Raw genomic sequence first — 26,504 nt, 5'->3', positions numbered from 1 at the left:
ACGTTACCCGCCCTCGCCGCCGGGCACGGCCACAACCGGTCAGAAACCCAGCCTGCGGAGCTGCTTCGGGTCCCGCTGCCAATCCTTGGCGACCTTGATGTGCAGGTCGAGGTACACCTTCGTGCCCAGCAGCCGCTCGATGTGCTTGCGCGCGGTCGCGCCGACCTCGCGCAGCCGTTCGCCCTTGTGCCCGAGGATGATCCCCTTCTGGCTGGGGCGTTCCACGTACAGCAGCGCGTGGATGTCGATGAGGTCGTCGCGGTCCTCGCGCGGCAGCATTTCCTCGACGGTCACCGCGATGGAGTGCGGCAGTTCGTCGCGGACGCCTTCGAGCGCGGCTTCGCGGATCAGCTCGGCGACGAGGGTCTGCTCGGGCTCGTCGGTGAGCTCGCCGCCCGGGTACAGCTGCGGGCCTTCGGGCAGCCGCTGCACCAGCAGGTCGGCGACCGTCTGCACCTGGAAACCGTCGACGGCGGACACCGGCACGAGGTCGGCGAACTCCATCACCTCTTGCAGCGCGACCAGCTGCTCGGCGACCTGCTCCGGCTTCACGAGGTCGGTCTTGGTGACGATGCCGATCACCGGGGTGCGCCGGGCGATCTTCTTCAGCTCGGCGGCGATGAACCGGTCGCCGGGGCCGACTTTTTCGTTGGCGGGCACGCAGAACCCGACGACGTCCACTTCGGACCAGGTCTCGTGCACGATGTCGTTGAGCCGCTGGCCGAGCAGCGTGCGCGGACGGTGCAGGCCCGGGGTGTCGATGATCACCAGCTGCGCGTCGTCGCGGTGGACGATGCCGCGGATGGCGTGCCGGGTGGTCTGCGGCTTGCTGGAGGTGATCGCGACCTTCGTGCCGACGAGCGCGTTCGTGAGCGTCGATTTGCCCGCGTTGGGGCGGCCGACGAAGCAGGCGAAACCGGAACGGTGCGGTTCGGTCACGACTGCAGCACCTCGACGACGGCGCCGGACGGGTCGGCGAAGATGATCGGCGCGGTCTTGGTCACGTCGCGGACCGCGTGCACGGACGCCTCGGCGACCAGCGCGTCCGCGGTGACCACGGCGGCGGCTTCGAGGCCTTCGGCTCCGCTGGACAGCGCGGCGGCGACGGCGGCCTGCACGGCGGTGAGCTTGAACGACGGCTGGTCGACCGTGGTCGCGGCGTAGGTGCGGCCGTCGGTGTCGCGGACCGCGGCGCCTTCGTCCGCGCCGTTGCGGGCGCGGGCCGAACGGGCCAGCGTGACCAGCTTCTGGTCCTCGGCGTCGAGGTCAGGCATGTTCGACTCTCCTGTCGTGCTCTTCGGGCTGGGGCGGGCGGGTGCGCGGGCGCGCCGACGACGGCCGGACGACCACGGAGGTGATGCGCATCCGGCCGCGGCGGTCCTTGCCCCCTTCGGCGAACAGCCGAAGACCGGCGACCTCGGCTTCGGCCCCCGGCAGCGGGACCCTACCCAGTCGCTCGGCGAGCAGCCCGCCCACGGTCTCCACGTCGTGGTCTTCGAGGTCGATGCCGAACAGTTCGCCGAGGTCGTCGACGCCGAGCCGGGACGACACGCGGACCGACCCGTCCTCGAGCTCCTCGACCTCGGGGCGTTCGTCGGCGTCGGATTCGTCGGTGATCTCGCCGACGATCTCCTCGAGGATGTCCTCGATGGTGAGCAGGCCGGCGGTGCCGCCGTACTCGTCCACCGCGATCGCCATGTGGTTGTGCGTGCGCTGCATTTCCTTGAGCAGCTCGTCGAGCCGTTTGGAGTCGGGCACGAAGCTCGCCGGGTTCATCACCGCGCCGACGACCGTGCTCGGCCCGTCCGGGCCCATGTACTCGGGCATGAGGTCTTTGATGTTGACCACGCCGACGATGTCGTCCACCGAATCGTCGATCACGGGGACCCGGGTGAAGCCGGTGCGCAGCGCGAGCGCGAGGGCCTGGCGCACGGTTTTGGTGCGTTCGATCCACACGATCTCGGTGCGCGGCACCATGACCTCGCGGGCGACGGTGTCGCCGAGTTCGAACACCGAGTGGATCATCTCGCGTTCGGAGTCCTCGACGACGCCGCGTTCCTGGGCGAGGTCGACGAGTTCGCGCAGTTCGACCTCGGAGGTGAACGGGCCTTCGCGGAAGCCGCGGCCGGGGGTGATCGCGTTGCCGAGCACGATCAGCAGCCGCGACAGCGGGCCGAGGACGGTGCCGAGGGCGCGGACCGGCCCGGCGACGATCGTGCCGACGCGGTACGGGTGCTGGCGGCCGATGGTGCGCGGGCCGACGCCGATGAGGACGTAGCTGACCACGACCATGACGACCGCGGACACCAGGATGGCGAGCCACAGCCGGTCGAACCAGGCGACGAAGGACACGGTGACCAGCACCGTGGCGGTGAGTTCGCAGGCCAGCCGGAGCAGGAGCAGCAGGTTGATGTGCCTGCGGCGTTCGGCGACGACCGCGGCGAGCTGGCGGGCTCCGACGCGGCCGTTGCGGACGAGGCCGTCGACCCGGGCTTGCGACACCGTGCCGACCGCGGCGTCCGCGGCGGCGAACACGCCCGCGAGCAGCACCAGCGTCACCGCGATGACGACCTGTGCCGGGGGGTTTCCCATCGTCGGAGCCTAGGGCGTTTCCCCGGGCCGCGGCGCGTCGAGCCCGGCGATGCCGAGCACGCGGTCGTCGACGTCGCGTTGCGCGTCGCGGGCCTGGTGCGCGGCGACCGCGGCCTGGAATTCGCCGAGGATCCGCTTCTGCAGCCCGAACATCTCGCGTTCCTCGGCGGGTTCGGCGTGGTCGTAGCCGAGGAGGTGCAGGCAGCCGTGGACGGTGAGCAGGTGCAGTTCGTCGATCAGCCGGTGGCCCGCGGTTTTCGCCTGGTCTTTCGCGAAGGCCGGGCAGAGCACGATGTCGCCGAGCAGCGCCGGGGACGAGTCGGGCGCGTCGGGGCGGCGCGAGGAGTCGAGTTCGTCCATCGGGAAGGCCATGACGTCGGTGGGCCCGGGCAGGTCCATCCAGCGTTCGTGGAGGTCTTCCATCACCTCGAGGGTGACGCACAGGATGGACAGCTCGGCGAGCGGGCTGACCTCCATTTTCTCCAGCGTGTAGCGCGCGGCGGAGACGATGGACGCCTCGTCGACGTCGACGCCGGATTCGTTGGCGATCTCGATGCTCATCGGCGGGTGCCTTTCCAGCCGCCGGTCTGCTGCTCTTGCGCGTCCTGCACGGCCTGCCACTTCTCGTACGCGTCGACGATGTCGCCGACCAGTTTGTGCCGGACGACGTCCTGGCTGGTGAGCTCGGCGAAGTGCAGGTCCTCGACGCCGCCGAGGATGTCGCGCACGACGCGGAGCCCGCTGCGCTGCCCGCCGGGGAGGTCGATCTGGGTGATGTCGCCGGTGACGACGATCTTCGCGCCGAACCCGAGGCGGGTGAGGAACATCTTCATCTGCTCGGGCGTGGTGTTCTGCGCCTCGTCGAGGATGATGAAGGCGTCGTTCAGCGTCCGGCCGCGCATGTAGGCCAGCGGTGCGATTTCGATCGTCCCCGCCTGCATCAGCCGCGGAATCGACTCCGGTTCGACCATGTCGTGCAGCGCGTCGTAGAGCGGCCGCAGGTACGGGTCGATCTTCTCGTTCAAGGTGCCCGGCAGGTACCCGAGCCGCTCGCCGGCCTCGACCGCCGGACGCGTCAGCACGATCCGCGTGACCTGCTTGGCCTGCAACGCCTGCACGGCCTTCGCCATCGCGAGATACGTCTTGCCGGTACCGGCGGGCCCGATCCCGAAAACGATCGTGTGCTTGTCGATCGCGTCGACGTACCGCTTCTGGTTCAGCGTCTTGGGCCGGATGGTCTTCCCGCGCCGCGACACGATGTTGAGGCTCAGGACCTCCGCGGGCGACGCGTCGCCGCTGGACAGCATCCCCACAGTCCGCCGCACCGTGTCGGGCCCGACCTGCTGCCCGCCGCCGGCGAGCTGCACCAGCTCGGTGAAGACCCGCTCCGCGAACGCCACATCGGCCGCGGCACCGGTCAGCGTGACCTCGTTGCCGCGCACGTGCACGTCAGCAGCCAGCAGTTCTTCGGCCACCCGCAGGTTCTCGTCCCGGGACCCCAGCAGGCTCAGCTGAGCCGCCTCCGGGATCGGGAATCGAACCTGTGCCTCGGCCGATACCCGATTGTCAGGTCGGGCGGCTCCACCCGTCTCAGTTCCGGCCACGTGGCCTCGGTCCTGCTTTCTGCGCACTTCGCAAGTCAACGTACAGGGACCCCATAGATGCTACTTGTCCCCGACACCCGCTCGCAGCCCGGTTTCAGTGCACCCCGGCCTGCGGCTTCCCGAACAACCCGAGCTGCTCCCCGCCGAGCACATGGGCATGCACATGAAACACCGTCTGCCCGGCATCGGCGTCAGTGTTGAAAACCACCCGATACCCACTGCCAGAGATCCCCTCGATCTCCGCAACCTTCCGCGCCGTCAACAACACAGCGCTCAACAACTCCGGATCCGCCTCCGCCAACTCCCCGACGTTCCGGTACCTCTTCCGAGGCACCACGAGCACATGCACCCGCGCCTGCGGATTGATGTCCCGAAACGCAAACGTGGCGTCGTCCTGATACACCACATCCGCCGGAATCTCCCCAGCAATAATCCGCTCGAACAACGTCTCCGCCGCATCGCTCATACGCGACACCCTACAAACCCCCACTCGCCAAGGCGACGAACACACGCCACGCAACCACCCCACTCGCCAAGGCGACGAACGCACGACACGCAACCACCGCACCGTGGGGGTCCGGGGGGGCTCGGCCCCCCGGGAGTAATGGCGGAACCAGCGGCGGCGAAGGATCGCCGCCAGGCGATACGAAGACGCCGCGGCGCGGTGGAGCCTGGGGGTCGCTCCACCGCCGCCGCGGCTCCGCCGGACCGAGGGGGGAGGTGCCCGGCGGGGTATGGGTTCGCGTACTCAAGGGTAATGCCCGCGTGGGGGCGGGCTGAAACCCTCGTGTTCCCACGTTGCGAAGCAGAGTAGCTGGCGGGGCTGCGGCGCGCCATCACCTGGTGCGGATGTTTAGGGGTTCTGCCGGGTTTCGCGGGCACCGGGCGGTCAGTGCCAGCGGCCGGTGAGGACGCCCAGTGCGCCTAGTGCGACGGCGGCCGCGGTGGAGGTGCGGAGGACGGTCGGGCCGAGGCGGACCGTGGTGGCTCCGGCTTGTTCGAGGGCGGCGAGTTCGTCGTCGGTGATGCCGCCTTCGGGGCCGACGACGAGGAGGAGGTCGCCGCCGTCGGGGAGGTCGAGGTCGGTGAGTTTGCTGGTGACGCCGGATTCGAGGACGAGCGTCGCGGACATCGTGGCGGCCAGCTGTGCGAGCTCGCGGGTGCCGACTGGTTCCGCGACGGCGGGCACGTGGGCGCGGCGAGCTTGTTTCGCTGCTGAGCGGGCGGTGGCGCGCCAGCGGGCGAGGGCTTTCTCGCCGCGGGGTCCGTCGTCCCAGCGGGCGACGCTGCGGGCGGCGCGCCAGGGCACGATCGCGTCCGCGCCGGCTTCGGTGGCCAGTTCGACGGCCAATTCCCCGCGGTCGCCCTTGGCGAGGGCCTGAGCGACGTGGACGCGCAGCGCGGGCGGTTCTTCTTGCCAGCGCTCGAGAACCGTGAGCGTGACCGAGGCCGCCCGGCCCGCTTCGACGGCGTCCACGGCGCAGCGGGCCATCGCGCCGGCGCCGTCGGAGAGCACGAGCTGCTCCCCCACGCGCAGCCGGCGCACGGTGGCCGCGTGCCGGGCTTCCTCGCCGTCGAGCAGCGCCCGCCCTTCCGCGGGCACCGCCGGGGCGAGGAAGACCGGCAGTGTGGTGTCCGGCACAGTCAGCGGTTCTTCGCGCGGAGCTTGGAGAACAGGCCGCCGTGCTTGCTGCCGTTGGCGGCGAGCGTCGGGACCTCTTCGCCGCGCTGCTGGGCCAGGTCGACGAGCAGGTCGCGCTGGGCCTCGTCGAGCTTGGTCGGCACCACGACGTCGATGTGCACGTGCAGGTCGCCGCGGCCGTCGACGCGGCCGGACGAGCGCAGCCGCGGCATGCCCTTGCCGGTGAGCACCAGTTCGGTGTTGGGCTGGGTGCCGGGCTCGATGTCGAGTTCGTAGTCGCCGTCGACCAGGGTGGCGATCGGGACCGTCGCGCCGAGCGCCGCGGTGGTCATCGGGATGCGGAAGTTGCAGTGCAGGTCGTTGCCCTCGCGGACGAACACCTCGTGCGGGGCCTCGTCGATCTCGACGTAGAGGTCGCCCGCCGGGCCGCCGCCGGGGCCGACCTCGCCCTGGCCGGACAGCCGGATCCGCATGCCGTCGCCGACGCCGGGCGGGATCTTCGCGGTGACGCCGCGCCGCGACCGGATCCGGCCGTCGCCGCCGCACTGGCGGCACGGGTCGGGGATGACCTCGCCGAAGCCGCGGCACACCGGGCACGGGCGCGCGGTGACGACCTGGCCGAGGAACGACCGCTGCACGGACTGGACCTCGCCGGCCCCGCCGCAGGTGTCGCAGGTCTTGGTGCTGGTGCCCTCGGCGGTGCCCGCGCCGCGGCACAGGTCGCAGACGATCGCGGTGTCGACGGTGATCTCGCGGTCGACGCCGGTCGCGCACTCCTCGAGGGTGAGGCCGAGCCGGATCAGCGCGTCGGAGCCGGGCTGCACGCGGCTGCGCGGCCCGCGGCCCCGTCCGCCGCCTCCGCCCGCGGCGCCGAAGAAGGCGTCCATGATGTCGCCGAGCCCGCCGAAGCCCGCGAACGGGTCGCCGCCGCCTCCGCCGCGGCCGCCCCCGTCCATCGGGTCGCCGCCGAGGTCGACGATCTTGCGCTTCTGCGGATCGGAGAGCACCTCGTACGCGGTGGTCACCTCGCCGAAGCGGTGCTGGGCGTCCTCCGACGGGTTCACGTCGGGGTGCAGCTCACGGGCCAGCTTGCGGTACGCGCGCTTGATCTCCTGATCGCTCGCGTTCTTGGCCACCCCGAGGATCCCGTAGTAGTCCCTCGCCACGTTGCTCTGCCTTCTCCTTCGTGTTCCGCCACGTCCCCGGCCTGCCGCCGGTCAGCGGCCGGACAGGATCTGCCCCACGTAGTTGGCGACCGCTCGGACCGCCGCGATCGTGCCGGGGTAGTCCATCCTGGTCGGCCCGACGACGCCCATCCCCCCGAGCAGCATGTCGTCCCGGCCGTAGCCGATGGACACGACCGAGGTGCTGCGCATCTGCTCGTCCTCATTTTCCTCACCGATGAGCACGGTGACCGCACCGGGGTTGCGGGCGGCGGCGAGCAGCTTCAGCACCACCACCTGTTCCTCGAGCGCTTCGAGCACCTGGCGCAGCGACCCGGGGAAGTCCGCGACGTTGCGGGTGAGGTTGCCGGTGCCGCCGAGCACGATCCGCTCTTCCGGGTGCTCGACCAGCGATTCGACCAGTGTGGTGCAGATCCGGGTGAGGTGGTCGCGCAGGTCCGGCGGAGCGGCCTCGGGCAGCTCCGCCACGTTCGCCGCCGCGTCGGCCAGCCGCCGCCCGGCGAGCGCGCCGTTGAGCACGGTGCGCAGGCGCAGCACGGTCTCCTCGGTGACCACGTCGCCGAGGTCGACGGTGCGCTGGTCGACCCGGCCGGAGTCGGTGATCAGCACGAGCATGAGCCGCGCGGGCGTGAGCGGGACCACCTCGAGGTGGCGCGCCACGGTGTTGGTGAGCATCGGGTACTGCACCACCGCGACCTGGCGGGTGAGCTGCGCGAGCAGCCGGACCGACCGGCGCAGCACGTCGTCGAGGTCGGTGCCGGAGTCGAGGAAGCTGGTGATCGCGCGCCGCTCGGCGGCCGACAGCGGCTTGATCTCCGAAAGCCGGTCGACGAACAGCCGGTACCCCTTGTCGGTCGGGATCCGGCCCGCGCTGGTGTGCGGCTGGGCGATGTACCCCTCTTCTTCCAGGGCGGCCATGTCGTTGCGCACGGTGGCACTGGAAACGCCGAGGTTGTGCCGCTCGACGATCGTCTTCGACCCGACCGGCTCCTGGTTCGAGACATAGTCGGCGACGATCGCGCGCAGCACCTCGAAGCGACGCTCGTCCGTGTTCGCCACCGGCACCTCCTTCGCGGTCCTCCTGCTACTCACAACGAGTTTACGGACCCGGCGGTGCCCGGCGCGCCCTCCGGTCCGGGCGAGCGGGAGTAAAAGGCTGGCAAACAATTTTTAATAGCGACGAACCGGGCAACTCGGAACTTCGCTTGCACGGGGAACCGGAACCCGGTTTTCTGCCTCGGAAAGACTATGAACCACTCGATCCGAAAGCAGTGGCCGACATGAACGCACTTTCTCCCGAAATCGCCGAAATCCGGCAGCGGGCCGCGGAGGCCCAGGAACGGCTGAAGCACGTGTCGGCGACCGCGACGAGCCAGGACGGCGCGGTCACCGCGACCGTCAACACCGCCGGTGCGCTGCAGGAACTCCAGTTCGGCTCCCGCGCGGACGAGATGCCGCGCGCCGCCCTCGCGGCCGCTGTCCTGGCCACCGCCCGGCGCGCCCAGGCCCAGGCGGCGCAGCAGCTGACCGCGATCATGGCACCGGTGATCGGCGAGAACAGCGACGCGATGAAATTCCTCGAAGAACAGATCCCGGAACCGGAAGTTCCGGAGGAAACGGCCCCGCCCGCACCGCCGCAGCCGCAATTTTTCGACGCACAGGACGATTCCGCGCCTCCCACCGCTCCGCCGTCCCGTCCCGCGCGCCCCGCCCGCCCGGCGCCGGACCCGACGGACGACGACGACTACTACGGCGGCGGCTCGTTCCTGGGGAGGAACTGATGGCAGACGGATCGAAGGTCGACCTCCCGGCGCTGCGCGCGCACAAGGGCGAGGTCGAGGACATCGCGGCGGGCGTGCACACCGCGGCGCAGGCCACCGAGTCCGGGCAGACGTTCGGCGACGACGCGTTCGGCATCGTCGGCCAGGTGTTCGCGATGCCGCTGCAGATCTGGATGTCGATCGCTTCCTCCTTCGTCGAGGACGTGGCGGGCAAGGCCGACGACATCGCGGACCGGCTGCAGCAGGCGCACGATCATTACGACAACCACGAGAAGCAGACCGTCGGCCACATCAACGGCCTCGGCAAGGAGCTGCCGGAATGACCGAGACGCAGGAAAACCCGCTGGTCGCGAAGTCGGAGTCGCCGAGCGGCCTGACCACGAACATGGGGTCGTCCTCGAACGAGCTGGACAACCTCAACGCCCAGACCTCCGGCTCCGGCATGCTCAACGACGTCGCGGCGACGCTCACCGACGCCCGGCACGGCGACTGGGGCAACTTCGGCGTGGACGTCGTCACTGACGGCCTCGACCTGCTCGGCGCCGCGATGGACCCGCTGGGCACGCTGGCCAGCGCCGGGGTGGGCTGGCTGATCGAACACATCAGCTTCCTCAAGGAAGGCCTCGACCAGCTCGCGGGCAACCCGGAGGCCGTCACCGCCAAGGCAGTGACCTGGTCGAACATCTCGAAGCAGCTGACCGAGAGCGCGGACCAGTACGACCAGGCCGCGAGCAAGGTCGCCCCGAACTTCCAAGGCCAGGGCGGCGAGGCATACCAGAAGACCGCGAAGGACTACGCAAACGCGCTTCGGGGCGTGGCCGGGCACGCGAGCGCCGCGTCCACCGGGATGAACGTGGCCGCCGCGCTGGTCGGCACCGAGCGTGGGCTGATCCGCGACATGATCTCGTCGTTCGTCGGCGAGTTGATCATCAAGGGCATCGCCGCGCTGGCGTCGTCGTGGTGCACCTTCGGCGGCACGGTCGCCGCGTTCATCGCCGACACCGTCGTCGAGGGCGGGATCCTGGCGGAGAAGATCGGCACCCGGATCGCGAAGGTCGTGGAGAAGCTGGACAAGCTCGCGGAGAGCGCGGGCAAGTCGAAGGCCGCCATCGAGCAGGCGGCAAACGCGTTGCGGAAGGCCGGCAAGGCGGCGGGCAAGGTCACGGACAAGAGCGTGGACATCGCTGCCGGTCTGGAGAAGAAGGCCGGCGACCTCAAGCAGGCGGGCAAGGCCGAGAGCGCCGCGGACAAGGCCGAGCGCTGGACCAACTCGGCCAAGGAGAAGGTGCCGGGCCGCGAGCACTTCGAACACGCCTGTGAGACGTATTCGGAGGACGGGCGGAAGTTCTTCAAGCTCCAGGAATGGCAGAAAGAGGGAGGTCGGCCGCCGTTCACCATGGCCGACTACACAGGAGCGGGCACCGAAGTCCGGAGGCAGGAGAACGAGCAGTACGACCGGTACGCCGAGGGCTCCGAGGCCTACAAGAAGGAGCACGAGAAGGCCGAAGGCGGCTCCGGCGAAGGCGAAGGCGGCACTGGAGAGTGAGCAGCGAAACCGTGCAGGCGGCCGCCGACCAGGCCAACCGGGAAGGCCGGCTGCATCCGTCTCAGCGGACAATGATCCTGAACGCGGGCTTCTCGATGGCTGTCGTGTGGATCGTCCTGTTCGTCGCCGCCGCGGTCCTGGCACCGATCGGAATCGGCGTGAGCGGCGACGCACTGCGGAGCCTGAACGCGGTGAACACCGACCTCGGCACCCCGCCGGTCTCGTACTGGTCGATGAACTGGCCGGTGTACCTGCTGACGGTGCTCTTCCTCGCGCTCGCCGTGCTCCCCGGGCGACTTATCTGGCGACGACTGGCAGAGGTGCGCAGCGGCAAACTCGACGTAGTGCCCGGCTGGACGCACGACTACGGGCACGTCACCAAGATCCCCCCGCGCGGACAGCACGCGATGTACCTGTACGAGATGACCGACCGGATCAAGTTCACTTATCTCGTCGTGCACGGCAAGACGTACCGGCTCGACTACGACATGCGGCAGCGTGTGCTCGGCAACCGCACGAACGCCGCGATCCTCACCCCGCGCAGCAAAATCCTGGTCAACGTGGTCGCCGCGTGACCGCGAAAGCCGATCCCGGCGAGGTCGCCGCCGCCAATCTCGCCGGGAGGCTGCACCGGAGCCAGCGCGGCGAGGTCCTCGGCTGGTTCTTCTGGGCGATCTGGGTGTTCGTCGCGATCGAGGTGGCGATCGCGGTCGTCGCGGTCGCCAAATCCGGCTTCACCGCGTCCGCGTTGGTGGCGGTGGCGGTCGCCCTGGTCGTCCTCGTGCTGGCAGTCCGGTTCGGGCGGCGGCAGTTCGCCGACTGCCGCGCGCCGCTGACGGTCGTGCCCGGGCCGGTGCACGATTTCGGTACCGGCCCGATCACCGACGACTACCCGGTCGGGTTCAAGCACACCCCGCGCGGTCCGGGGACGATCGAGAAATGGCAGCTCCGTGTGGGCGGCCGCACTCATTCGGTCAATCCGGCCCGTGGCAAACGGCTGGCGGACGAGCGAGTCGTCGCGGTGTGCCTGCTCGGGAACAGCGGCACGGTGGCGAGCATCGTCGGCGAAAACGGCGTGTGGTGAGCCCGGGTCACGAGTTCTTCGGGAACCCCAGGTTCACCCCCGCGTGCGAGGTGTCCGGCCACCGCGATGTGACCACCTTTGTCCGCGTGAAGAAGTGGAATCCCTCTGGTCCGTAGGCGTGCGTGTCGCCGAACAGGGAGTCCTTCCAGCCGCCGAAGGAGTAGTACCCGACGGGCACCGGGATGGGGACGTTGACGCCTACCATGCCTACCTCGACCTCGTTCTGGAAGCGGCGCGCGGCGCGTCCGTCGCCGGTGAAGATGGCGGTTCCGTTGCCGTACGGGTTGGCGTTGATGAGCGCCAGCGCGTCGTCGAAGCTCGTCGTTCGGGCGACGGACAGCACGGGGCCGAAGATTTCGTCGGTGTACACCGCCATACTGGGCGTGACGCGGTCGAAAAGCGTGGGGCCGAGCCAGAATCCGTCGTTCTCGCCGTCTGCTTCCACGCCCCGGCCGTCCATCACGAGTTCCGCGCCTTCGGCGACTCCGGTGTCCACATAGGACGAAACTCGCTCGTGGTGTGCCCTGGTGACCAGCGGGCCCATCTCCGACGACGGTTTGCGGCCGTCCCCGACGCGCAGTTTCCGCATCCGGTCCGCGATTTTGGCCACCAGTTCGTCCGCGATCGGCTCGACGGCGACCACCACCGAAACCGCCATGCACCGTTCGCCCGCCGAGCCGAAACCGGCGGACACGGCGGCGTCCGCGGCCAGGTCGAGGTCGGCGTCCGGCAATACGACCATGTGGTTCTTCGCCCCGCCGAGCGCTTGCACGCGCTTGCCGTGGCTGGTGCCGGTTTCGTAGACGTAGCGCGCGATCGGGGTCGAGCCGACGAAGGAGATCGCCTTGACGTCCGGGTGCGCGAGAAGTCCGTCGACCGCGACTTTGTCGCCCTGCAGCACGTTGAACGCGCCGGACGGAAGGCCTGCTTCGGCAAGAAGCTCAGCGATGAACAGCGCCGCGGACGGGTCCTTCTCGCTCGGCTTGAGCACGACGGTGTTGCCGCACGCCAGCGCGTTCGGCACGAACCAGAGCGGCACCATCGCAGGGAAGTTGAACGGCGAGATCACGCCGACCACCCCGAGCGGCTGCGCGATCGAGTAGACGTCGACGCCGGTGGAGGCGTTTTCGCTGAACCCGCCCTTGAGCATTTGCGCCGCGCCGCACGCGTATTCGACGTTCTCGATCGCGCGCGCGACCTCGCCCGCGGCGTCCGATTCGACCTTGCCGTGCTCGCTCGTCACGATCTTCGCCAGCTCGTGTTTGCGTGCCTGGAGCAGCTCGCGGAAGGCGAACAACACGCGCGTGCGCCCGGCGAGCGACGTGCCCCGCCAGCCCGGCAAGGCAGCGGTCGCGGCGGCTACCGCCTGGTCCACCTCGGCCGGCCCGGCGAAGTCCACCTGCGCGCTGACCTGGCCGGTCGCCGGGTCGTACACGTCGCCGGTGCGTCCGGAGCCGACGACCGGCTTGCCGTCGATCCAATGGCTGATGCGGTCGGTCACGACGTCCGCTCCTTCCGGTCGGGTGTCCCCGAGTCTCCGGGCGAGACGCCCCGGTCCGCCATCGACAACGTGTACGGACTACCCCTCTCCGCCGTACAGTCTGTGCCCTGCCGGCCAGCAAGGGGGACCGATGTACCCGACCGTCGCCGAGGCGCTCGCGTTGCCGGTGCTGCGCCAGGGGTGTCCGCGCGTGGTCGCGGGCAGCACCGGGCTCGAACGGCGGGTGCGCTGGGCGCACGCGGCCGAGGTCGCCGACATCGCGCACCTGCTGCGCGGCGGAGAACTCGTGCTCACCACGGGGGTCGCGCTCCCGGACGACGACGCGACGCTGACCCGGTACGTCGCCGACCTCGCCGAGGTGGGTGTCTCGGGCCTGGTGGTCGAACTGGTGCGGCACTGGAACGACCGGCTGCCGCGCGCCCTGGTCACGGCGGCTGAGCAGCGCGGATTGCCGCTGGTGACGCTGTCCCGCGAGACGCGCTATGTCGCGGTGACCGAGGCAGTGAACGGAATGATCGTGGACGCGCAGCTCGCCGAACTGCGGGCGGCGGAGCGGGTGCACGAAACATTCACGTCGCTGACTGTCGCCGGAGCTGAACCCGCTGCGGTGTTAGCCGAAGTTGCGCGGCTGACGGAGCAGCCGGTCGTGCTGGAGACGCTGGAACACGAAGTCCTCGCCTACGACACGGCGGGCACTGATCCGGGAGAACTGCTGGTCGGCTGGCCGGCACGGTCGCGAGTGGTGCAGGTCGGCGAGCGCACCGGGTACCACTCGGCGGCGGGCTGGCTGGTCACCGTGGTCGGCGCGCGCGGCCACGACTGGGGTCGGCTGGTGCTCGTGTGCGCTGAGCCGCCGCCGCATCGATACCAGGTGGTCGCCGAACGAGCCGCGTCCGCGCTGGCGGTACACCGTCTCGTCGCGCGCGACTCCGACACCCTCGAACGGCAGGCGCACCGCGCGGTGTTGACCGAGCTGCTGAATTCGCCCGCGCCGACCGCGGAGATCCTCGCGCGCTGTTCTGCGCTCGCCGTGCCGCTGACTGGACGACAGCTGGTGGGCCTCGCGGTACGGCCACGCATCACTGCCACTACGCGACCGACGCTGTCTACGCCGCCACTGTTGCGCGAACTAGCCGAAGCGACCGCGCTCGCCACTCGCCGGGCGAAGGTGTCCGCGCTGGTTTCGACGGACGAGACTGCCGTACGCGCCCTTCTCGCACTCTCGCCGGAAGCCAACGCCGACGCCGTACTCCAGCGCCTAGCCACCGACATCCACGACGCGCGCGCTTCCGCGCCAGCCGCGCTCGGCGTAGGCACGACTGTCACCGGACCCGCTGAGGCACAACGCACTTTGGTCGAAGCCGCGCACGTCGCTGCCGCCGCCCTCGACGAGGATGACGGACAACCGTTGCACCGTCTCAAGGACGTTCGGCTACGCGGCCTGCTGCACCTTCTCGCCGACGACGAGCGCGTACACGCCTTCGCCGCGCGAGAGCTGGGTCCGCTCCTCGAACGCGACGCTGCGTCGGGCAGTCGCCTTGTCCCAGCGCTGCGGCACTACTGCGCGCACGGCGGCAACAAGTCCGCCGCGGCCGTCGCTGCCCACACCTCGCGGACGGCGTACTACCAGCAACTCGCCCGCATCGAACAGGTGCTGGGAGTGCGACTGGAAGATCCAGAGTCGATGTTGTCGCTGTACGTGGCATTGCTCGCGCACGACCTCGGCGCCGCCACCCGTCCGAGCGAGGAAAACCCACCCGGACGAGGAGCACAGTGATCGGGTTCGCGGTGCCGATATCCCTCTTATGGTGTTCTCTTCCTTCGCTCCGGTCGCAGCGGCCTTGATCGGGTTCGGCGGCCTGGCCGCACCGCACGTCCCGGAGTCCGTGCTGCAGCTGACCGTGCACGAGACCTCCGGGCGCGTCACGAGCGCGTCCCTCACCTGCGACCCCACCGGCGGCACGCACCGCCACCGCGACACCGCCTGCGCGACCCTCGCCGCGGTCGACGGCGATTTCGCCCGCATCACGCCGCATCGGCAGAAGTGCACGATGATCTACTCCCCCGTGGACGTCACCGCGCTGGGCAGCTGGCACGGCACCCGGGTCACGTACCGGGCGACATACCCGAACAAGTGCGCGGCGGACAGCCAGTCGAACGGGGTCTTCGCGCTTTAGGGCCCGGCGGCGATCGGTTCCGGCGGTCCCGGAGCCGGTTGCCGCGGCGGGAAATTCGGTGGGCCGCCGACACTGTCCTCCGTAGGCTGCGTCGTCGTGATGACCCCGACGACCCTGCGCGAGCTGTACTTCGCGGTGCACGAATACACCGGCTCGGCAGTGTTCTCCGACGTGCTGTCCCCGTGGCTCGGCGAGCATGCCGCCGACGCGCGCGAGATGCTGGCTCCGCTGGCGGTCTGCGGAGAATGGCAGCGGACGGAATACGTCTGGGGCGATCTGCTCGAGCAAGCGTATGCGCTCCACCGGATCAGCGACCTCCTGCTGCTGGGCTTCCAGTCCGGCCTCCCGGACGGAACCACAACGCCGTGGGCGCACCGATTGCACCTGCCCGACCACGAAGTGCGCGTCACCGCGGACGAGTACGTCGGCTTTTTCTCCGCGCTGGGCATGCGACGGGTGGAAGTCGCCCGGTTCGATCCGTTTTTCCACGAGATCGCGGCCGTCGACCAGAGCGATGATCCGGACGAGCCCATCGAGCTCACCGGCGAACAGTGGCCGTGCCTCATGCTCGGCGAACTGCTGTTCGGCCGGGCCGGGGTCGTCGTGCGGGCCGGGGAAAGGCACGCGACAGCGGGGATCGCGGACCGGTCGGCGCTGGAGGATTCGTTCCTCCGCCGCCATCGGCCGACCAGCGACGGATCGCTCGGCTGGGGGCGCAATTCGCAGTGGAAGACCGATTTCCGCCGCGACTACCTGACCGCGGACGCCTACCGGTTCAACGTCGACGCGAACGCGGACATCGACGGGGAAAGCCCGTTCGGAGACGCGGACCTGACCCCGGTGGAGCGCCGCGACCTGGTGCGCCATCGCTGCGCGGTGCGCCGCTCCGAGCACCTGCCGGACGCCGAAAACCCCGACGAGAACCCCTTGGTCGACTGGCGGCTGATTGTGCCCCGGAGCTGACCCGTCATTCGCACGGGGCCTGGGCCCGGAGGATCTCCCGGGCCTGGGAACGGCTCAGGTTCCAGGCAGGCCAAGAATCGTCGGGCAGCGCACGGGCGATCGGGCGCAGCAGGCACGCCGCGTCGGGACGGCGTTCCGCCACGACCGGGGCCACGTCGGCGGAGAACTGGCGCAGGTAGTGGAGGTCGAGCGGCTTGCCCTGCGCCGCCCGGTCCAGGTTGGCGGTCGTGATCGCCGCTTCCGGGTTCGCCGCGGCCAATCCCAGCAGCGCCACGGCAGCAGTCGCGATCGCCGCGCGGGGCAGCCAGCCCGCGCGGAGCGTGCCCAGCGTCGCCCCGATCAGGACGAACACCACGCCCAGCCAGATCTCGCACACCTCCACCAGCAGCCGCAGCACGGTGAATCCGTAGGCCTGCTGGTAGGTCCACATGCGACTCAACGCGGACAGCACCACGACCAGGCTCAGCACGGTCAGCGCGCCGAGCAGTGCCCGCAGCACCGTCCGGTCGGCGCGGGTGGCTTTCGGGGCCCAGCGCAGGGCCGCGGCGACGATGCCGAGGGTTAGCACGGTGCAGGCGCAGAGTTGCCAGAAACCGCCGCGTGCGTAGTCCGCCGAGGTGAGGCCGTCGGTGCGGAGGACGTAGTCCGTGCCACCGAAAAGGGCGGTCGCTTGCACGCCGACGTATGCGGTGAACAGCACCGACAAGGTGCCCAGCAAGGACGTCCACGACAGCCGGTCGCCGACCGTGGTCGTCCGGTTTTCCCTAGTGGGCAAGGGATCCGCGGAGATCAGGAAGACCGCTGCCATCGCCGCGAAACCCACTCCGAACACCAGCGCGGCTTGGACGGCCGAGCCGGGACGCACCTCCGGGACGAGGCCGCCGACGAACTCCGCGAAGCGAGGGTCCGAGGTGATCAGCAACGGCAAGAACACCACCAGGACCAGCCCGGACAGCAGAACCGCGCCGAGGGCCCGCCCCTGTCGCCGCCCGGACCGGGGACTCCGGCGCAGCAGCCACGGCACCGCGCGGAACGCTTCGAGCGGGACGGCGAGCACGTCGTACGTCGTGCCGTGCACAGTCCGCTTCCCCACGACGGCAAGCGACGCCGCGACTGCCGCCGCGAGCCCGCACAAGACGAACAACCATTCGGCCGCGCGCAGGGCTCCCACCGCGAGCAGCGCGATCGCCAGCAGTGCCCAACCGGCCTGCCCCCAACGCCTCGCTTTTCCTTCTCCTGTCCCGGACAGCCGCGCGCACGCCAAGAGCACCACGGCCGCGACCAGCAACGCCAGGACCCAGCCGATCCCAGGCCGGTCCACCGGCACGACGACCGCCGCCACGACCGCGACCGCCAGCGCGGCCACCTTCGCTCCAACGGGCACCGCGACTTCGGCCCGCTCGAACAACGGCCTCGGCCCCGGCTGCCGGACGATGCGCACCACCCACGGCGGAACGGCATGCGCGGGGTGATTCTGGACCTGCTCGGACATGGAACCTCTCTTCGCGATAGCAAATCACAGTGGGTACGGCGGGCGCGGATTCTCACCTGCCGATACACGCGCCTCGGCGGTACGTGAGGGGAACCCTGCGGGAATCAGATTCCGTGCGGGGAACCCTCACTCACCTCAGCGGGAGCGCGGCCAGCAGCTCAAGCGGGCAGGGTCACCCGGATCCGGCATCCGGGCCCGCCGCCAGCAGCAAGACCTCCGCTAGGCACCGGATCGACCACCGCGACGGTCCCCCCGTGCAGTTCCACCACCCACCGCGCGATCGCCAAGCCCAGCCCGGTCCCGCCGCCGCCAGCGCGTTCTCCCCGGGTGAACCGTTCGAACACCCGTTCCCGGTCGGCTTCCGGAATCCCCGGCCCCTGGTCGTGCACCTCGATCCGCGCCTCCCCGGGCTCGACCCGCGCCAGCACCGCCACCTCTCCCCCGGCCGGGCCGTGCCGCGCGGCGTTCTCCAGCAGGTTCAGCACCACCTGGTAGATCCGTTCCCGGTCGGCGGGCACCGTCGCGCCGGACGGGGTCACCGAGATCGCGAACCGGACGCCCCGGCCTGCCGCCGCGGCCATGGCTTCCGCCTCCGCGGCGACCTCGGCGAGCAGGTCTTCGAGATCGACCTGCGAACGGTCCAGCGGCAGCGTTCCGGCGTCGATCTGCGACAGGTCCAGCAGTTCGGTGACCAGCCGCCCCAGGCGTTCGGTCTGGTGCAACGCCGTGCGGAGCGTCGCGGGATCCGGCGAAGCGACGCCGTCCACGAGGTTCTCCAGCACGGCGTTCAGCGCGGTGATCGGCGTCCGGAGTTCGTGCGACACGTTCGCGACCAGTTCGCGGCGCTGCCGGTCCGCGGTGGACAGGTCGGCGGCCATCTGGTTGAACGCCGCGGCCAGCGAGCCGACCTCGTCGCGGGCGGTGGCGCGGATCCGGCGGGTGTAATCGCCCTTCGCCATCGCCCGCGCGGCCGCCGTCATCTCGCGCAGCGGCCTGGTCATGCCGTGCGCCAGGATCTGCGACGTCAGCAGCGCGATCACCACCGCGGTCACCGTCGTCCGCGGCGGCAGCCAGCCGATCTGGTAGCGGAAGAACGCGAACGCGATCCCGCCGGACGCGACCATCAGGATCGCCAGTTTCAGCTTGATCGACCGGATCCGGTCCAGCGGTCTCGGCAGGAAATCGACGGCCTTCGCGACGAACGGCTTCACGCGGGAACCTCCAGCGCGTACCCGACCCCGTGCACCGTCCGGATCAGGTCGGCCCCGAGCTTCCTCCGCAGCGCCTTGATGTGGCTGTCCACCGCCCGGGTGCCGGCTCCGGTCGCGTGCACGTCCCAGTCCCACACCTCGCTCAGCAGCCGTTCCCTCGGCTGCACCGCGCGCGGACGGCGCGCGAAATGCACCAGGAGGTCGAATTCGATCGGCGTCAGCTGGGCGGGTTCGCCCCCTCGGCGAACCCGCCGTTCCGCGATGTCGATCTCCAGATCCCCCAGCACGATCCGTTCCTCCGCCGCCGCCGAGGACCGCTCCACCCGCCGCAGCAGCGCCTGGATCCGCGCGGACAGCACGCGCATCGAGAACGGCTTCGTGAGGTAGTCGTCCGCGCCGACGCCGAGCCCCACCAGCAGGTCGGTCTCGTCGGCGCGCGCGGTGAGCATGAGCACCGGCACCGGACGGCGCGCCTGGATCCGGCGGCACACCTCGAGACCGTCGAAACCGGGCAGCATCACGTCGAGAACCACCAGGTCGGGACTAGTCGCCGCCTCGGCGTCGACCGCCGCGGGGCCGTCGTGCGCGACCGTCACGGAGAACCCTTCCGCGCTCAGCCGGGCATCGATCGACGCGGCGATGGTGAGGTCGTCCTCGACGACCAGCACCCGTCTTCCCCCGTTGTCCATGCCGCCGACTTTAAGCAATCCCCGTGGAGGCCATCCGGGTGAGATGTGGAGATCCGGTGGAGATGTTTCCGCCGTTTTGCCCGGACGTCACGAGCGGGTTGTGACGTACGTCATGCATCCCGGCGCGGTTCGGCGCAATCGACAGACTGCGCCAAGGGCGGCCGAACAGTGAACAGTCTGTCTCTGCCCCCGGCCCCCGCCCGGCGCGCAGGATTCCGCAATGGAGCCGACGACACGTGAGCACAGCCGGGTGGACCTCGGCGACGTGCGGGCGCTGCGAGGCAGCCGGTTCTTCAACGACGAACTGGCCCCGGTCCTGGTCGAGAAGCGGACCTGGACGACCTACAACTATTTCGCGCTCTGGATGGGGATGGCGCACAACATCCCCTCGTACGCACTGGCCGCGTCGCTCATCGCGCTCGGCATGAACTGGCTGCAGGCGCTGATCACGATCACCATCGGCAACCTGATCGTGCTCGCGCCGATGCTGCTCAACAGCCACGCCGGCACCAAATACGGCATCCCGTTCCCGGTGTTCGCCCGCGCGTTCTACGGCCTGCGCGGCGCGAATCTCGCCGCGTTGCTGCGCGCGTTCATCGCCTGCGGCTGGTTCGGCATCCAGACCTGGGTGGGCGGCGAGGCGATCTACGTGATCGTCGGGCGGCTCGCCGGGTCCGGCTGGCGCGATTCGGCGGTGATCGCCGGGCAGCACTGGACGATGTGGCTGTCGTTCGCGGTGTTCTGGCTGCTGCAGATGCTGATCATCTGGCGCGGCATGGAGGCGGTCCGCAAGTTCGAGAACTGGACCGCGCCGCTGGTGTCGGTCGGGTTCCTGATCCTGCTCGGCTACGTGCTGGTGAAGGCGGGCGGGCTCGGCCCGATCCTGCACGACAGCGGGAAGCTCGGCTGGGGGCCGGGATTCTGGAAGGTGTTCGCGCCGTCGCTGATGGCGATGATCGCGTTCTGGTCGACGCTGTCGCTGAACATGCCGGACTTCACCCGCTTCGGCGGAAGCCAGCGCAAGCAGATGCGCGGCCAGATCCTCGGGCTGCCGACGACGATGACGTTCATCGCGATCGTCGCCATCCTCACCACGTCCGGCGGGCACGTGCTCTACGGGCAGGACATCTGGGACCCGGCGCAGCTGGCGGACAAGTTCTCCAGCCCGGTCGTGGTGGTCGTCGCGCTGGTCGCGCTGGTGCTGGCGACGATTTCGGCCAACCTGGCGGCGAACGTCGTCAGCCCGTCCTACGATTTCTCCAACGCCTTCCCGAAGCGGATCACCTTCGCGCTCGGCGGCCTGATCACCGGCGTGATCGGCGTCCTGATCCAGCCGTGGCGGCTGTACTCCGACCCGGACATCTACATTTTCGCCTGGCTCGGCTTCTACGGCGGTCTGCTCGGCGCGGTCGCCGGGGTGCTCGTCGCCGGGTACTGGGTGGTCAAGCGGACCCGGTTGAAGCTGGCCGACCTGTACCTGCCGAGCGGGCAGTACTGGTTCACCGCGGGCTGGCACTGGCGCGCGCTCGTCGCGACGCTGATCGGCGCGGTGCTCGCGGTCGGCGGCGCCTACGGCGGTCCGTTCCCGGCGGACGGGCTCATTCCGTTCCTGAAACCTTTGTACGACTACAACTGGGCAATGGGATTTGTCGGCGCCTTCGTCGCCTACATCCTGTTCAGCCTTCCTTTGAACGCGCACCGGAACGAGGAGGAAACCAGTGTCTGACACGGTCCGAGCCGGCTTGATCCAGCAGCGGTGGACAGGCGACAAGGAGTCGATGATCGCGAACGCGGTCGACGCCATCGGCAAGGCGGCTTCGCAAGGCGCACAGGTGGTGTGCTTGCAGGAACTGTTCTACGGCCCGTATTTCTGCCAGGTGCAGGACGCGGATTTCTATTCCTACACCGAAGCGATCCCGGACGGCCCCACCACGAAGGTCATGCAGGAGGTCGCCGAACGACATGGCGTGGTGCTCGTAGTTCCGATGTATGAACAGGAACAGCCGGGCGTCTACTACAACACCGCGGCGGTGATCGACGCCGACGGGAAATACCTCGGAATGCACCGCAAGAACCACATTCCGCAGGTGAAGGGCTTCTGGGAGAAGTTCTACTTCAAGCCGGGCAACCTCGGCTACCCGGTCTTCGACACCGCGGTCGGCCGGATCGGCGTGTACATCTGCTATGAACGGCACTTCCCCGAAGGCTGGCGCGCGCTCGGGCTGGCCGGGGCGCAGATCGTGTTCAACCCGTCGGCGACGAGCCGCGGACTGTCGGAGTACCTGTGGCGGCTGGAGCAGCCGGCGGCCGCGGTGGCGAACGAGTACTACGTGGGCACGATCAACCGGGTCGGCGTGGAACCGCTGGGCGACAACGACTTCTACGGCCAATCGTACTTTGTGGACCCACGCGGCCAGCTCGTCGGCGAGGCGGCTTCGGACACCGAAGAGGAGATCGTGGTCCGCGACCTCGACATGGGGCGGCTCGCCGAGGTCCGCGATCTGTGGCAGTTCTACCGCGACCGCCGCCCGGACAGCTACGGCCCGCTCGCGGAGGCCTGATGACCACCCTCATCCAAGGCGGGCAAGTCGTTTCGCCGTCCGGCGCGGTCGCCGCCGACGTGCTGGTGGACGGCGAAACCATCGCGGCGGTCGGCGCACCCGGCACGCTGACCGGCGACGAAACGATCGACGCGACCGGCAAGTACGTGCTGCCCGGCGGGATCGACGCGCACACGCACATGGAAATGCCGTTCGGCGGCACACATTCGGTCGATTCCTTCGAGACCGGCACCATCGCCGCCGCGTGGGGCGGGACCACGACGATCATCGACTTCGCCGTGCAGGCCAAAGGCACGTCCCTGCTGTCCACACTGGACAAATGGCATGCCAAAGCGGACGGCAACTGCGCGATCGACTACGGGTTCCACATGATCGTGTCGGACGTCAACGACTCCTCGCTCAAAGAAATGCGGGCGTGCGTCGACGGCGGGGTCGGCAGTTTCAAGATGTTCATGGCCTACCCCGGCGTTTTCTATTCCACCGACGGGGAAATCCTGCGCGCCATGCAGCAGGCGCGCGAGATCGGCGCGACGATCATGATGCACGCGGAAAACGGCATCGCGATCGACGAACTGGCCGCGCAGGCGGTCGCCGCCGGGCACACCGACCCGGTGCAGCACGGCCTGACCCGGCCGCCCGAACTGGAAGGCGAGGCGACCTCGCGAGCGATCCGGCTCGCCCAAGTGACCGGATCCCCGCTGTACATCGTGCATTTGTCGGCCGCACAGGCGCTCGCCGCGGTCGCCGAGGCGCGGGACAACGGCCAGAACGTCTTCGCCGAGACCTGTCCGCAGTATCTCTATCTGTCCATTGAGGACCTGGCGAAACCCGATTTCGAGGGTGCCAAGTTCGTCGCTTCGCCGCCGCTGCGGGAGAAATCGCACCAGGCGGACCTGTGGCGCGGGCTGCGCACGAACGACCTCTCCGTGGTGTCCACGGACCATTGCCCGTTCTGTTTCAAGGACCAGAAAGAACTGGGGCGCGGCGATTTCCGGGCGATCCCGAACGGGATGCCGGGCGTCGAACACCGGATGGACCTGCTACACCAGGGTGTCGTCGCGGGCGAGATCTCGCTGGGCCGCTGGGTCGAGACGTGCTCGGCGACGCCCGCGCGGATGTTCGGGCTGTACCCGCGCAAGGGCGTGATCGCGGCGGGTTCGGACGCGGACATCGTGGTGTACGACCCTTCCGCACCGCAGACGCTGTCCGCGGCGACCCATCACATGAACGTGGACTATTCGGCGTACGAAGGGTTTTCGCTCACCGGGAAGGTCCACACTGTCCTGTCGCGCGGTCGTGTCGTGGTCTCTCCGGATGGTTTCCACGGCAGCCCCGGACACGGAAAGTTCTTGTCCCGCGAACTCAATCAGTATCTGAATTGAGGGCCCCCTGATGGATTTCGGGATCGTGCTGCAGACCGACCCGCCCGCGGCGGAGGTCGTGCGGATGATGAAGGCCGCCGAGGACGCCGGGTTCCGGTACGGCTGGACGTTCGACTCGTGCGTGCTGTGGCAGGAACCGTTCGTGATCTACTCGCGGATCCTCGAAGCGACGTCCGCGCTGGTCGTGGGCCCGATGGTGACCAGCCCGGGCACGCGGGACTGGTCGGTGATGGCGTCGACCTTCGCGACGCTCAACGACATGTTCGGCAACCGCACGGTGTGCGGCATCGGCCGCGGCGACTCCGCGCACCGGGTGGTCGGCCGTCCGCCGTCCACTTTGGCCACCGTGCGGGAATGCATGCGCGTGGTGAAGGATCTCGCCGAGGGCCGCGAGGTCACGATGAACGACACCGCGGTCCGGATCCCGTGGATTCGCGGCGGACGGCTGGAAATGTGGATGGCCGGGTACGGCCCGAAGGCGTTGCGGACCGTCGGCGAACACGCGGACGGTTTCATCCTGCAATGCGCCGACCCGGCCATCGCCCGCTGGACCGTCGGCGCGGTCCGGGACGCCGCCCGGGCGGCCGGGCGCGATCCGGGCGGGATCACGATCTGCGTCGCGGCCCCGGCGTACGTCGGCGAAGACCTGGCGCACCAACGGGAACAGCTCCGCTGGTTCGGCGGAATGGTCGGCAACCACGTCGCGGACCTGGTGGCCCGGTACGGCTCGTCCGGCCCGGTGCCGCACGAGCTGACCGACTACATCCGCGAGCGCGAAGGCTACGACTACTCCCACCACGGCCGCGCCGGGAACCCGTCGACCGCGTTCGTGCCGGACGAGATCGTCGACCGGTTCTGCCTGCTCGGCCCGGCCTCGGCGCACATCGCGCGGCTGGAGGAACTGGCGGAGCTGGGGGTGGACCAGTTCGCGCTGTACCTGATGCACGACGAGCGGGAGGAGACGATGGCCGCGTACGGGGCGCAGGTGATCCCTAAGCTGACCGCCTGATCAGTCCAGCATCGCCTGGTACACCAACTGCCGCAGCTGCTGCCGGATCGGATGGGTCGACGACGGCAGCAGCTGCGTGTAGAACGCGACCGTCAGGTCCTCGTCCGGATCCACCCAGAACGCCGTCGACGCGGCGCCGCCCCACGCGTATTCGCCGGGCGTGGCAAGGGTTTTCGCCTTCACCGAGTCGATCAGGACCGAGAAGCCCAGCCCGAAGCCGTACCCGTCGAAAGGCATCTCCGCGAACAGCGGGCGGCCGTACGCCTCCAGGTCCACATGCCCCGGCAGGTGGTTGGCCGTCATCAGGTCCACCGTGCGCGGGCTCAGCACGCGCACGCCGTCGAGTTCGCCGCGGCGCAGCAGCATCTGCGTGAACCGGTGGTAGTCCGCTGCCGTCGAGACCAGGCCGCCGCCGCCCGAAAGGCACGCCGGACGCGACGTGCCCACCGCGCCGAAGGCGTCGTTGCGGACCAGCTTCTTCGTCCCCGGCGCGGGCAGGTACAACGCCGCCAGCCGGTCGGTGTCCGAAGTCCAGAATCCGGTGTCTTCCATGCCCAGCGGGCCGAAGATCCGCTCGGCGAACACCTCGTCGAGCGGCTTCCCCGCGAGCACCTCGACCAAGCGGCCGAGGACGTCGCTCGCCACCGAGTAGTTCCATTCCGCGCCCGGCTGGAACACGAGCGGGAACCGCGCCCACGCCTTGGTGCATTCCGCCAGGTCCAGCCCGGGCGGCGTGCCCCATTCGTACCCGCCTGCCCGGTAGACCGCGTCGACCGGGTGCGTGTGGTGGAAGCCGTAGGTGAGGCCCGCGGTGTGCGAAAGCAGGTGCCACAGCCGGATCGGTTCGGTCGCCGGCTCGGTGACCGGAGCCAGCGCCGAACCTTTCGCGTACACCCGCGGCTCGGCGAATTCGGGCAGCCACCGGGAAATCGGGTCGGTGAGGTCGATCAGGCCCTCCTCGACGAACGTCATCGCCGCCACCGAGGTGACCGGCTTCGTCATCGAGAAGATCCGCCAGATCGTGTCGGTCTCGACGGGGACGCCGGCCTCGACGTCACGCGAGCCGTGCGACGCGACGTGCACGATCCGGCCGTGCCTGCTCACCACCGCGAGGAAGCCCGGCAGCAAGCCGTCGTCGACGTACCGGGCGAAATGCCGGTCGATCCGCTGCAGTCGTGCCCCGTCGAAACGCGCGTCGGCCGGATCGGCCTCCACCTTCACCTCGGTCGCCATGGCGGCGACCTTACGCCGGACTGGCCGCTTTCCGCTCCGCCGCCTTTTCCTCGCGCCAGGCCTCGTCGTTCTTGCCCTCGCGCCAGTATCCGGACAGCGACACCGCGTCCCGCGCGACGCCACGCTCGTCGAACAGGTACCGCCGCAGCTCCCGCACGAAGCCGGCCTCGCCGTGGACGAACGCGTGCACGTCCTCGTCCGGCCACGGCAGCGCCTTCACCGCGGCGACCAGATCGTCGGACGCCGAGCGGTGCAGCCACGTGACCTGCGCGTCGGCCTTGGTCGCGAGCGGCTGGTGCTCCGATTTGTCCGCCACGAGCAGGAACACGTGCGCCCGCGCCCCCGCCGGCAGCGCCTCCAGCGCGGCGGCGATGGCGGGCACCGCCGATTCGTCGCCCACCAGCAGGTGCCAGCCGGCGTCGGCGTGCGGCGCGTACGCCCCGCCCGGACCGGCCAGCAGCAGCTCGTCGCCCGGCTGTGCGCGCTGCGCCCACGGCCCGGCGAGTCCCTCGTCGCCGTGCACGACGAAGTCGAGCACCAGTTCGCCCGCGGCCTCGTCGTACGAGCGGACGGTGTACGTGCGCAGCCGCGGAGCGTGCTCGCGCGGCAGTTCTTCGCGGATCCGGTTCAGGTCGAACGGCTCCGGATACTCCACCCCGGCCACCTTGAAGATCACCTTCACGTACGCGTCGGTGAACTCGTTCGGGCGGAAATCCTTGAGCCCCTCGCCGCCGGCCACGATCCGGATCATGTGCGGCGTGAGGTGCTCCTTGCGCAGCACCTCCAGCCGCACCGCGGTCCTCCCCTTGCGCGCCGGACCTTCGGCCATCGAACACCCCTGTTTCAGTAAGGT

At 69.6% G+C, this 26,504-nt stretch carries 27 protein-coding genes; 12 read left to right on the top strand and 15 right to left on the bottom strand.

The window, feature by feature from the left end:
* Nucleotides 1–39: 39 nt before the first annotated feature.
* From era to hrcA, 9 genes are all read right to left on the bottom strand, one after another.
* Complete coding sequence (gene era, locus EIZ44_RS32925; RefSeq protein WP_037813591.1) at nt 40–939, bottom strand: GTPase Era; 900 nt, start codon at nt 937–939, stop codon at nt 40–42.
* Nucleotides 936–1,274: a cytidine deaminase-like protein gene (locus EIZ44_RS32920; RefSeq protein WP_043837413.1), complete on the bottom strand. Its 339-nt coding sequence runs from the start codon at nt 1,272–1,274 to the stop codon at nt 936–938. The genes era and EIZ44_RS32920 overlap by 4 nt, the downstream gene beginning before the upstream one ends.
* Nucleotides 1,267–2,592, bottom strand: coding sequence for a hemolysin family protein (locus EIZ44_RS32915; protein WP_037813598.1), 1,326 nt, complete (start codon nt 2,590–2,592; stop codon nt 1,267–1,269). Before EIZ44_RS32915 ends, EIZ44_RS32920 begins: the two co-directional genes overlap by 8 nt.
* Nucleotides 2,593–2,601: 9 nt before the next feature.
* Entirely contained in the window at nt 2,602–3,153 is a 552-nt protein-coding gene (gene ybeY, locus EIZ44_RS32910) for an rRNA maturation RNase YbeY (RefSeq protein ID WP_043837412.1), read from the bottom strand.
* Entirely contained in the window at nt 3,150–4,196 is a 1,047-nt protein-coding gene (locus EIZ44_RS32905) for a PhoH family protein (RefSeq protein ID WP_134733035.1), read from the bottom strand. Before EIZ44_RS32905 ends, ybeY begins: the two co-directional genes overlap by 4 nt.
* Nucleotides 4,197–4,290: 94 nt before the next feature.
* Nucleotides 4,291–4,662, bottom strand: coding sequence for a histidine triad nucleotide-binding protein (locus tag EIZ44_RS32900; protein ID WP_037813605.1), 372 nt, complete (start codon nt 4,660–4,662; stop codon nt 4,291–4,293).
* Between the two features lie 423 nt (nt 4,663–5,085).
* A complete protein-coding gene (locus tag EIZ44_RS32895; RefSeq protein ID WP_037813609.1) occupies nt 5,086–5,838 on the bottom strand; it encodes a 16S rRNA (uracil(1498)-N(3))-methyltransferase in 753 nt (250 codons plus the stop codon).
* 2 nt (nt 5,839–5,840) lie between these two features.
* Nucleotides 5,841–7,004, bottom strand: coding sequence for a molecular chaperone DnaJ (dnaJ, locus tag EIZ44_RS32890; protein WP_037813614.1), 1,164 nt, complete (start codon nt 7,002–7,004; stop codon nt 5,841–5,843).
* Nucleotides 7,005–7,055: 51 nt separating this feature from the next.
* Nucleotides 7,056–8,081: a heat-inducible transcriptional repressor HrcA gene (hrcA, locus tag EIZ44_RS32885; RefSeq protein ID WP_134733033.1), complete on the bottom strand. Its 1,026-nt coding sequence runs from the start codon at nt 8,079–8,081 to the stop codon at nt 7,056–7,058.
* A gap of 221 nt (nt 8,082–8,302) precedes the next feature.
* On the opposite strand from hrcA, the gene EIZ44_RS32880 reads away from it, so the two are divergent.
* Genes EIZ44_RS32880 through EIZ44_RS32860 form a run of 5 tightly spaced genes read left to right on the top strand, consistent with a single transcriptional unit; the run spans nt 8,303 to nt 11,433 of the window.
* The gene (locus tag EIZ44_RS32880; protein WP_134663008.1) at nt 8,303–8,803 is read left to right on the top strand and encodes a YbaB/EbfC family nucleoid-associated protein; all 501 of its coding nucleotides are present in this window, start codon (nt 8,303–8,305) and stop codon (nt 8,801–8,803) included.
* Nucleotides 8,803–9,126, top strand: a complete 324-nt coding sequence (locus tag EIZ44_RS32875; RefSeq protein WP_134663009.1) for a type VII secretion target — start codon at nt 8,803–8,805, stop codon at nt 9,124–9,126. The genes EIZ44_RS32880 and EIZ44_RS32875 overlap by 1 nt, the downstream gene beginning before the upstream one ends.
* The gene (locus EIZ44_RS32870) at nt 9,123–10,349 is read left to right on the top strand and encodes a hypothetical protein (protein WP_134733031.1); all 1,227 of its coding nucleotides are present in this window, start codon (nt 9,123–9,125) and stop codon (nt 10,347–10,349) included. Before EIZ44_RS32875 ends, EIZ44_RS32870 begins: the two co-directional genes overlap by 4 nt.
* Nucleotides 10,346–10,924, top strand: a complete 579-nt coding sequence (locus tag EIZ44_RS32865; RefSeq protein ID WP_134663011.1) for a hypothetical protein — start codon at nt 10,346–10,348, stop codon at nt 10,922–10,924. Before EIZ44_RS32870 ends, EIZ44_RS32865 begins: the two co-directional genes overlap by 4 nt.
* Nucleotides 10,921–11,433, top strand: coding sequence for a hypothetical protein (locus tag EIZ44_RS32860; protein ID WP_134733029.1), 513 nt, complete (start codon nt 10,921–10,923; stop codon nt 11,431–11,433). The genes EIZ44_RS32865 and EIZ44_RS32860 overlap by 4 nt, the downstream gene beginning before the upstream one ends.
* Nucleotides 11,434–11,440: 7 nt before the next feature.
* On the opposite strand, the gene EIZ44_RS32855 is transcribed toward EIZ44_RS32860, so the two are convergent.
* Nucleotides 11,441–12,934, bottom strand: a complete 1,494-nt coding sequence (locus EIZ44_RS32855; protein ID WP_134733028.1) for a CoA-acylating methylmalonate-semialdehyde dehydrogenase — start codon at nt 12,932–12,934, stop codon at nt 11,441–11,443.
* 130 nt (nt 12,935–13,064) lie between these two features.
* Here EIZ44_RS32855 and EIZ44_RS32850 point away from each other — a divergent pair, with 130 nt between their 5' ends.
* The 3 genes from EIZ44_RS32850 to EIZ44_RS32840 all read left to right on the top strand — a co-directional run bounded on the left by EIZ44_RS32850 (nt 13,065) and on the right by EIZ44_RS32840 (nt 16,074).
* Complete coding sequence (locus tag EIZ44_RS32850) at nt 13,065–14,711, top strand: PucR family transcriptional regulator (protein WP_134733026.1); 1,647 nt, start codon at nt 13,065–13,067, stop codon at nt 14,709–14,711.
* Between the two features lie 28 nt (nt 14,712–14,739).
* On the top strand, nt 14,740–15,111 hold the full coding sequence (locus tag EIZ44_RS32845) for an SSI family serine proteinase inhibitor (protein WP_134733024.1): 372 nt from the start codon (nt 14,740–14,742) through the stop codon (nt 15,109–15,111).
* Between the two features lie 99 nt (nt 15,112–15,210).
* Nucleotides 15,211–16,074 (top strand): hypothetical protein, encoded by an 864-nt coding sequence (locus EIZ44_RS32840; RefSeq protein ID WP_240691479.1) that lies wholly within the window; start codon nt 15,211–15,213, stop codon nt 16,072–16,074.
* A gap of 4 nt (nt 16,075–16,078) precedes the next feature.
* On the opposite strand, the gene EIZ44_RS32835 is transcribed toward EIZ44_RS32840, so the two are convergent.
* The 3 genes from EIZ44_RS32835 to EIZ44_RS32825 all read right to left on the bottom strand — a co-directional run bounded on the left by EIZ44_RS32835 (nt 16,079) and on the right by EIZ44_RS32825 (nt 19,445).
* Nucleotides 16,079–17,566: a DUF4153 domain-containing protein gene (locus EIZ44_RS32835; RefSeq protein ID WP_134733020.1), complete on the bottom strand. Its 1,488-nt coding sequence runs from the start codon at nt 17,564–17,566 to the stop codon at nt 16,079–16,081.
* A gap of 158 nt (nt 17,567–17,724) precedes the next feature.
* Nucleotides 17,725–18,777, bottom strand: coding sequence for a HAMP domain-containing sensor histidine kinase (locus EIZ44_RS32830; protein ID WP_134733018.1), 1,053 nt, complete (start codon nt 18,775–18,777; stop codon nt 17,725–17,727).
* Nucleotides 18,774–19,445 (bottom strand): response regulator, encoded by a 672-nt coding sequence (locus EIZ44_RS32825; protein ID WP_043837387.1) that lies wholly within the window; start codon nt 19,443–19,445, stop codon nt 18,774–18,776. Before EIZ44_RS32825 ends, EIZ44_RS32830 begins: the two co-directional genes overlap by 4 nt.
* Nucleotides 19,446–19,686: 241 nt before the next feature.
* Between EIZ44_RS32825 and EIZ44_RS32820 the strand changes: the two genes are divergently transcribed.
* From EIZ44_RS32820 to EIZ44_RS32805, 4 genes are read left to right on the top strand one after another with little or no spacing between them, the layout of a single operon-like run.
* Nucleotides 19,687–21,192, top strand: a complete 1,506-nt coding sequence (locus EIZ44_RS32820; protein ID WP_134733016.1) for an NCS1 family nucleobase:cation symporter-1 — start codon at nt 19,687–19,689, stop codon at nt 21,190–21,192.
* Nucleotides 21,185–22,027 (top strand): nitrilase-related carbon-nitrogen hydrolase, encoded by an 843-nt coding sequence (locus tag EIZ44_RS32815; RefSeq protein WP_134733014.1) that lies wholly within the window; start codon nt 21,185–21,187, stop codon nt 22,025–22,027. The genes EIZ44_RS32820 and EIZ44_RS32815 overlap by 8 nt, the downstream gene beginning before the upstream one ends.
* Nucleotides 22,027–23,409: a dihydropyrimidinase gene (gene hydA, locus EIZ44_RS32810; RefSeq protein ID WP_134663015.1), complete on the top strand. Its 1,383-nt coding sequence runs from the start codon at nt 22,027–22,029 to the stop codon at nt 23,407–23,409. Before EIZ44_RS32815 ends, hydA begins: the two co-directional genes overlap by 1 nt.
* Before the next feature lie 10 nt (nt 23,410–23,419).
* Nucleotides 23,420–24,418: a TIGR03842 family LLM class F420-dependent oxidoreductase gene (locus EIZ44_RS32805; protein WP_043837380.1), complete on the top strand. Its 999-nt coding sequence runs from the start codon at nt 23,420–23,422 to the stop codon at nt 24,416–24,418.
* On the opposite strand, the gene EIZ44_RS32800 is transcribed toward EIZ44_RS32805, so the two are convergent.
* Complete coding sequence (locus tag EIZ44_RS32800) at nt 24,419–25,651, bottom strand: serine hydrolase domain-containing protein (protein WP_134733012.1); 1,233 nt, start codon at nt 25,649–25,651, stop codon at nt 24,419–24,421.
* Nucleotides 25,652–25,661: 10 nt separating this feature from the next.
* Complete coding sequence (locus tag EIZ44_RS32795) at nt 25,662–26,480, bottom strand: siderophore-interacting protein (protein WP_134733010.1); 819 nt, start codon at nt 26,478–26,480, stop codon at nt 25,662–25,664.
* Nucleotides 26,481–26,504: the final 24 nt, after the last annotated feature.

Source organism: Amycolatopsis nivea (genome assembly GCF_004522235.1).
Taxonomy (GTDB): domain Bacteria; phylum Actinomycetota; class Actinomycetes; order Mycobacteriales; family Pseudonocardiaceae; genus Amycolatopsis; species Amycolatopsis nivea.
The sequence above is the reverse complement of the archived record's forward strand: the minus strand, read 5'-3'. Positions and strand labels throughout refer to the sequence as shown.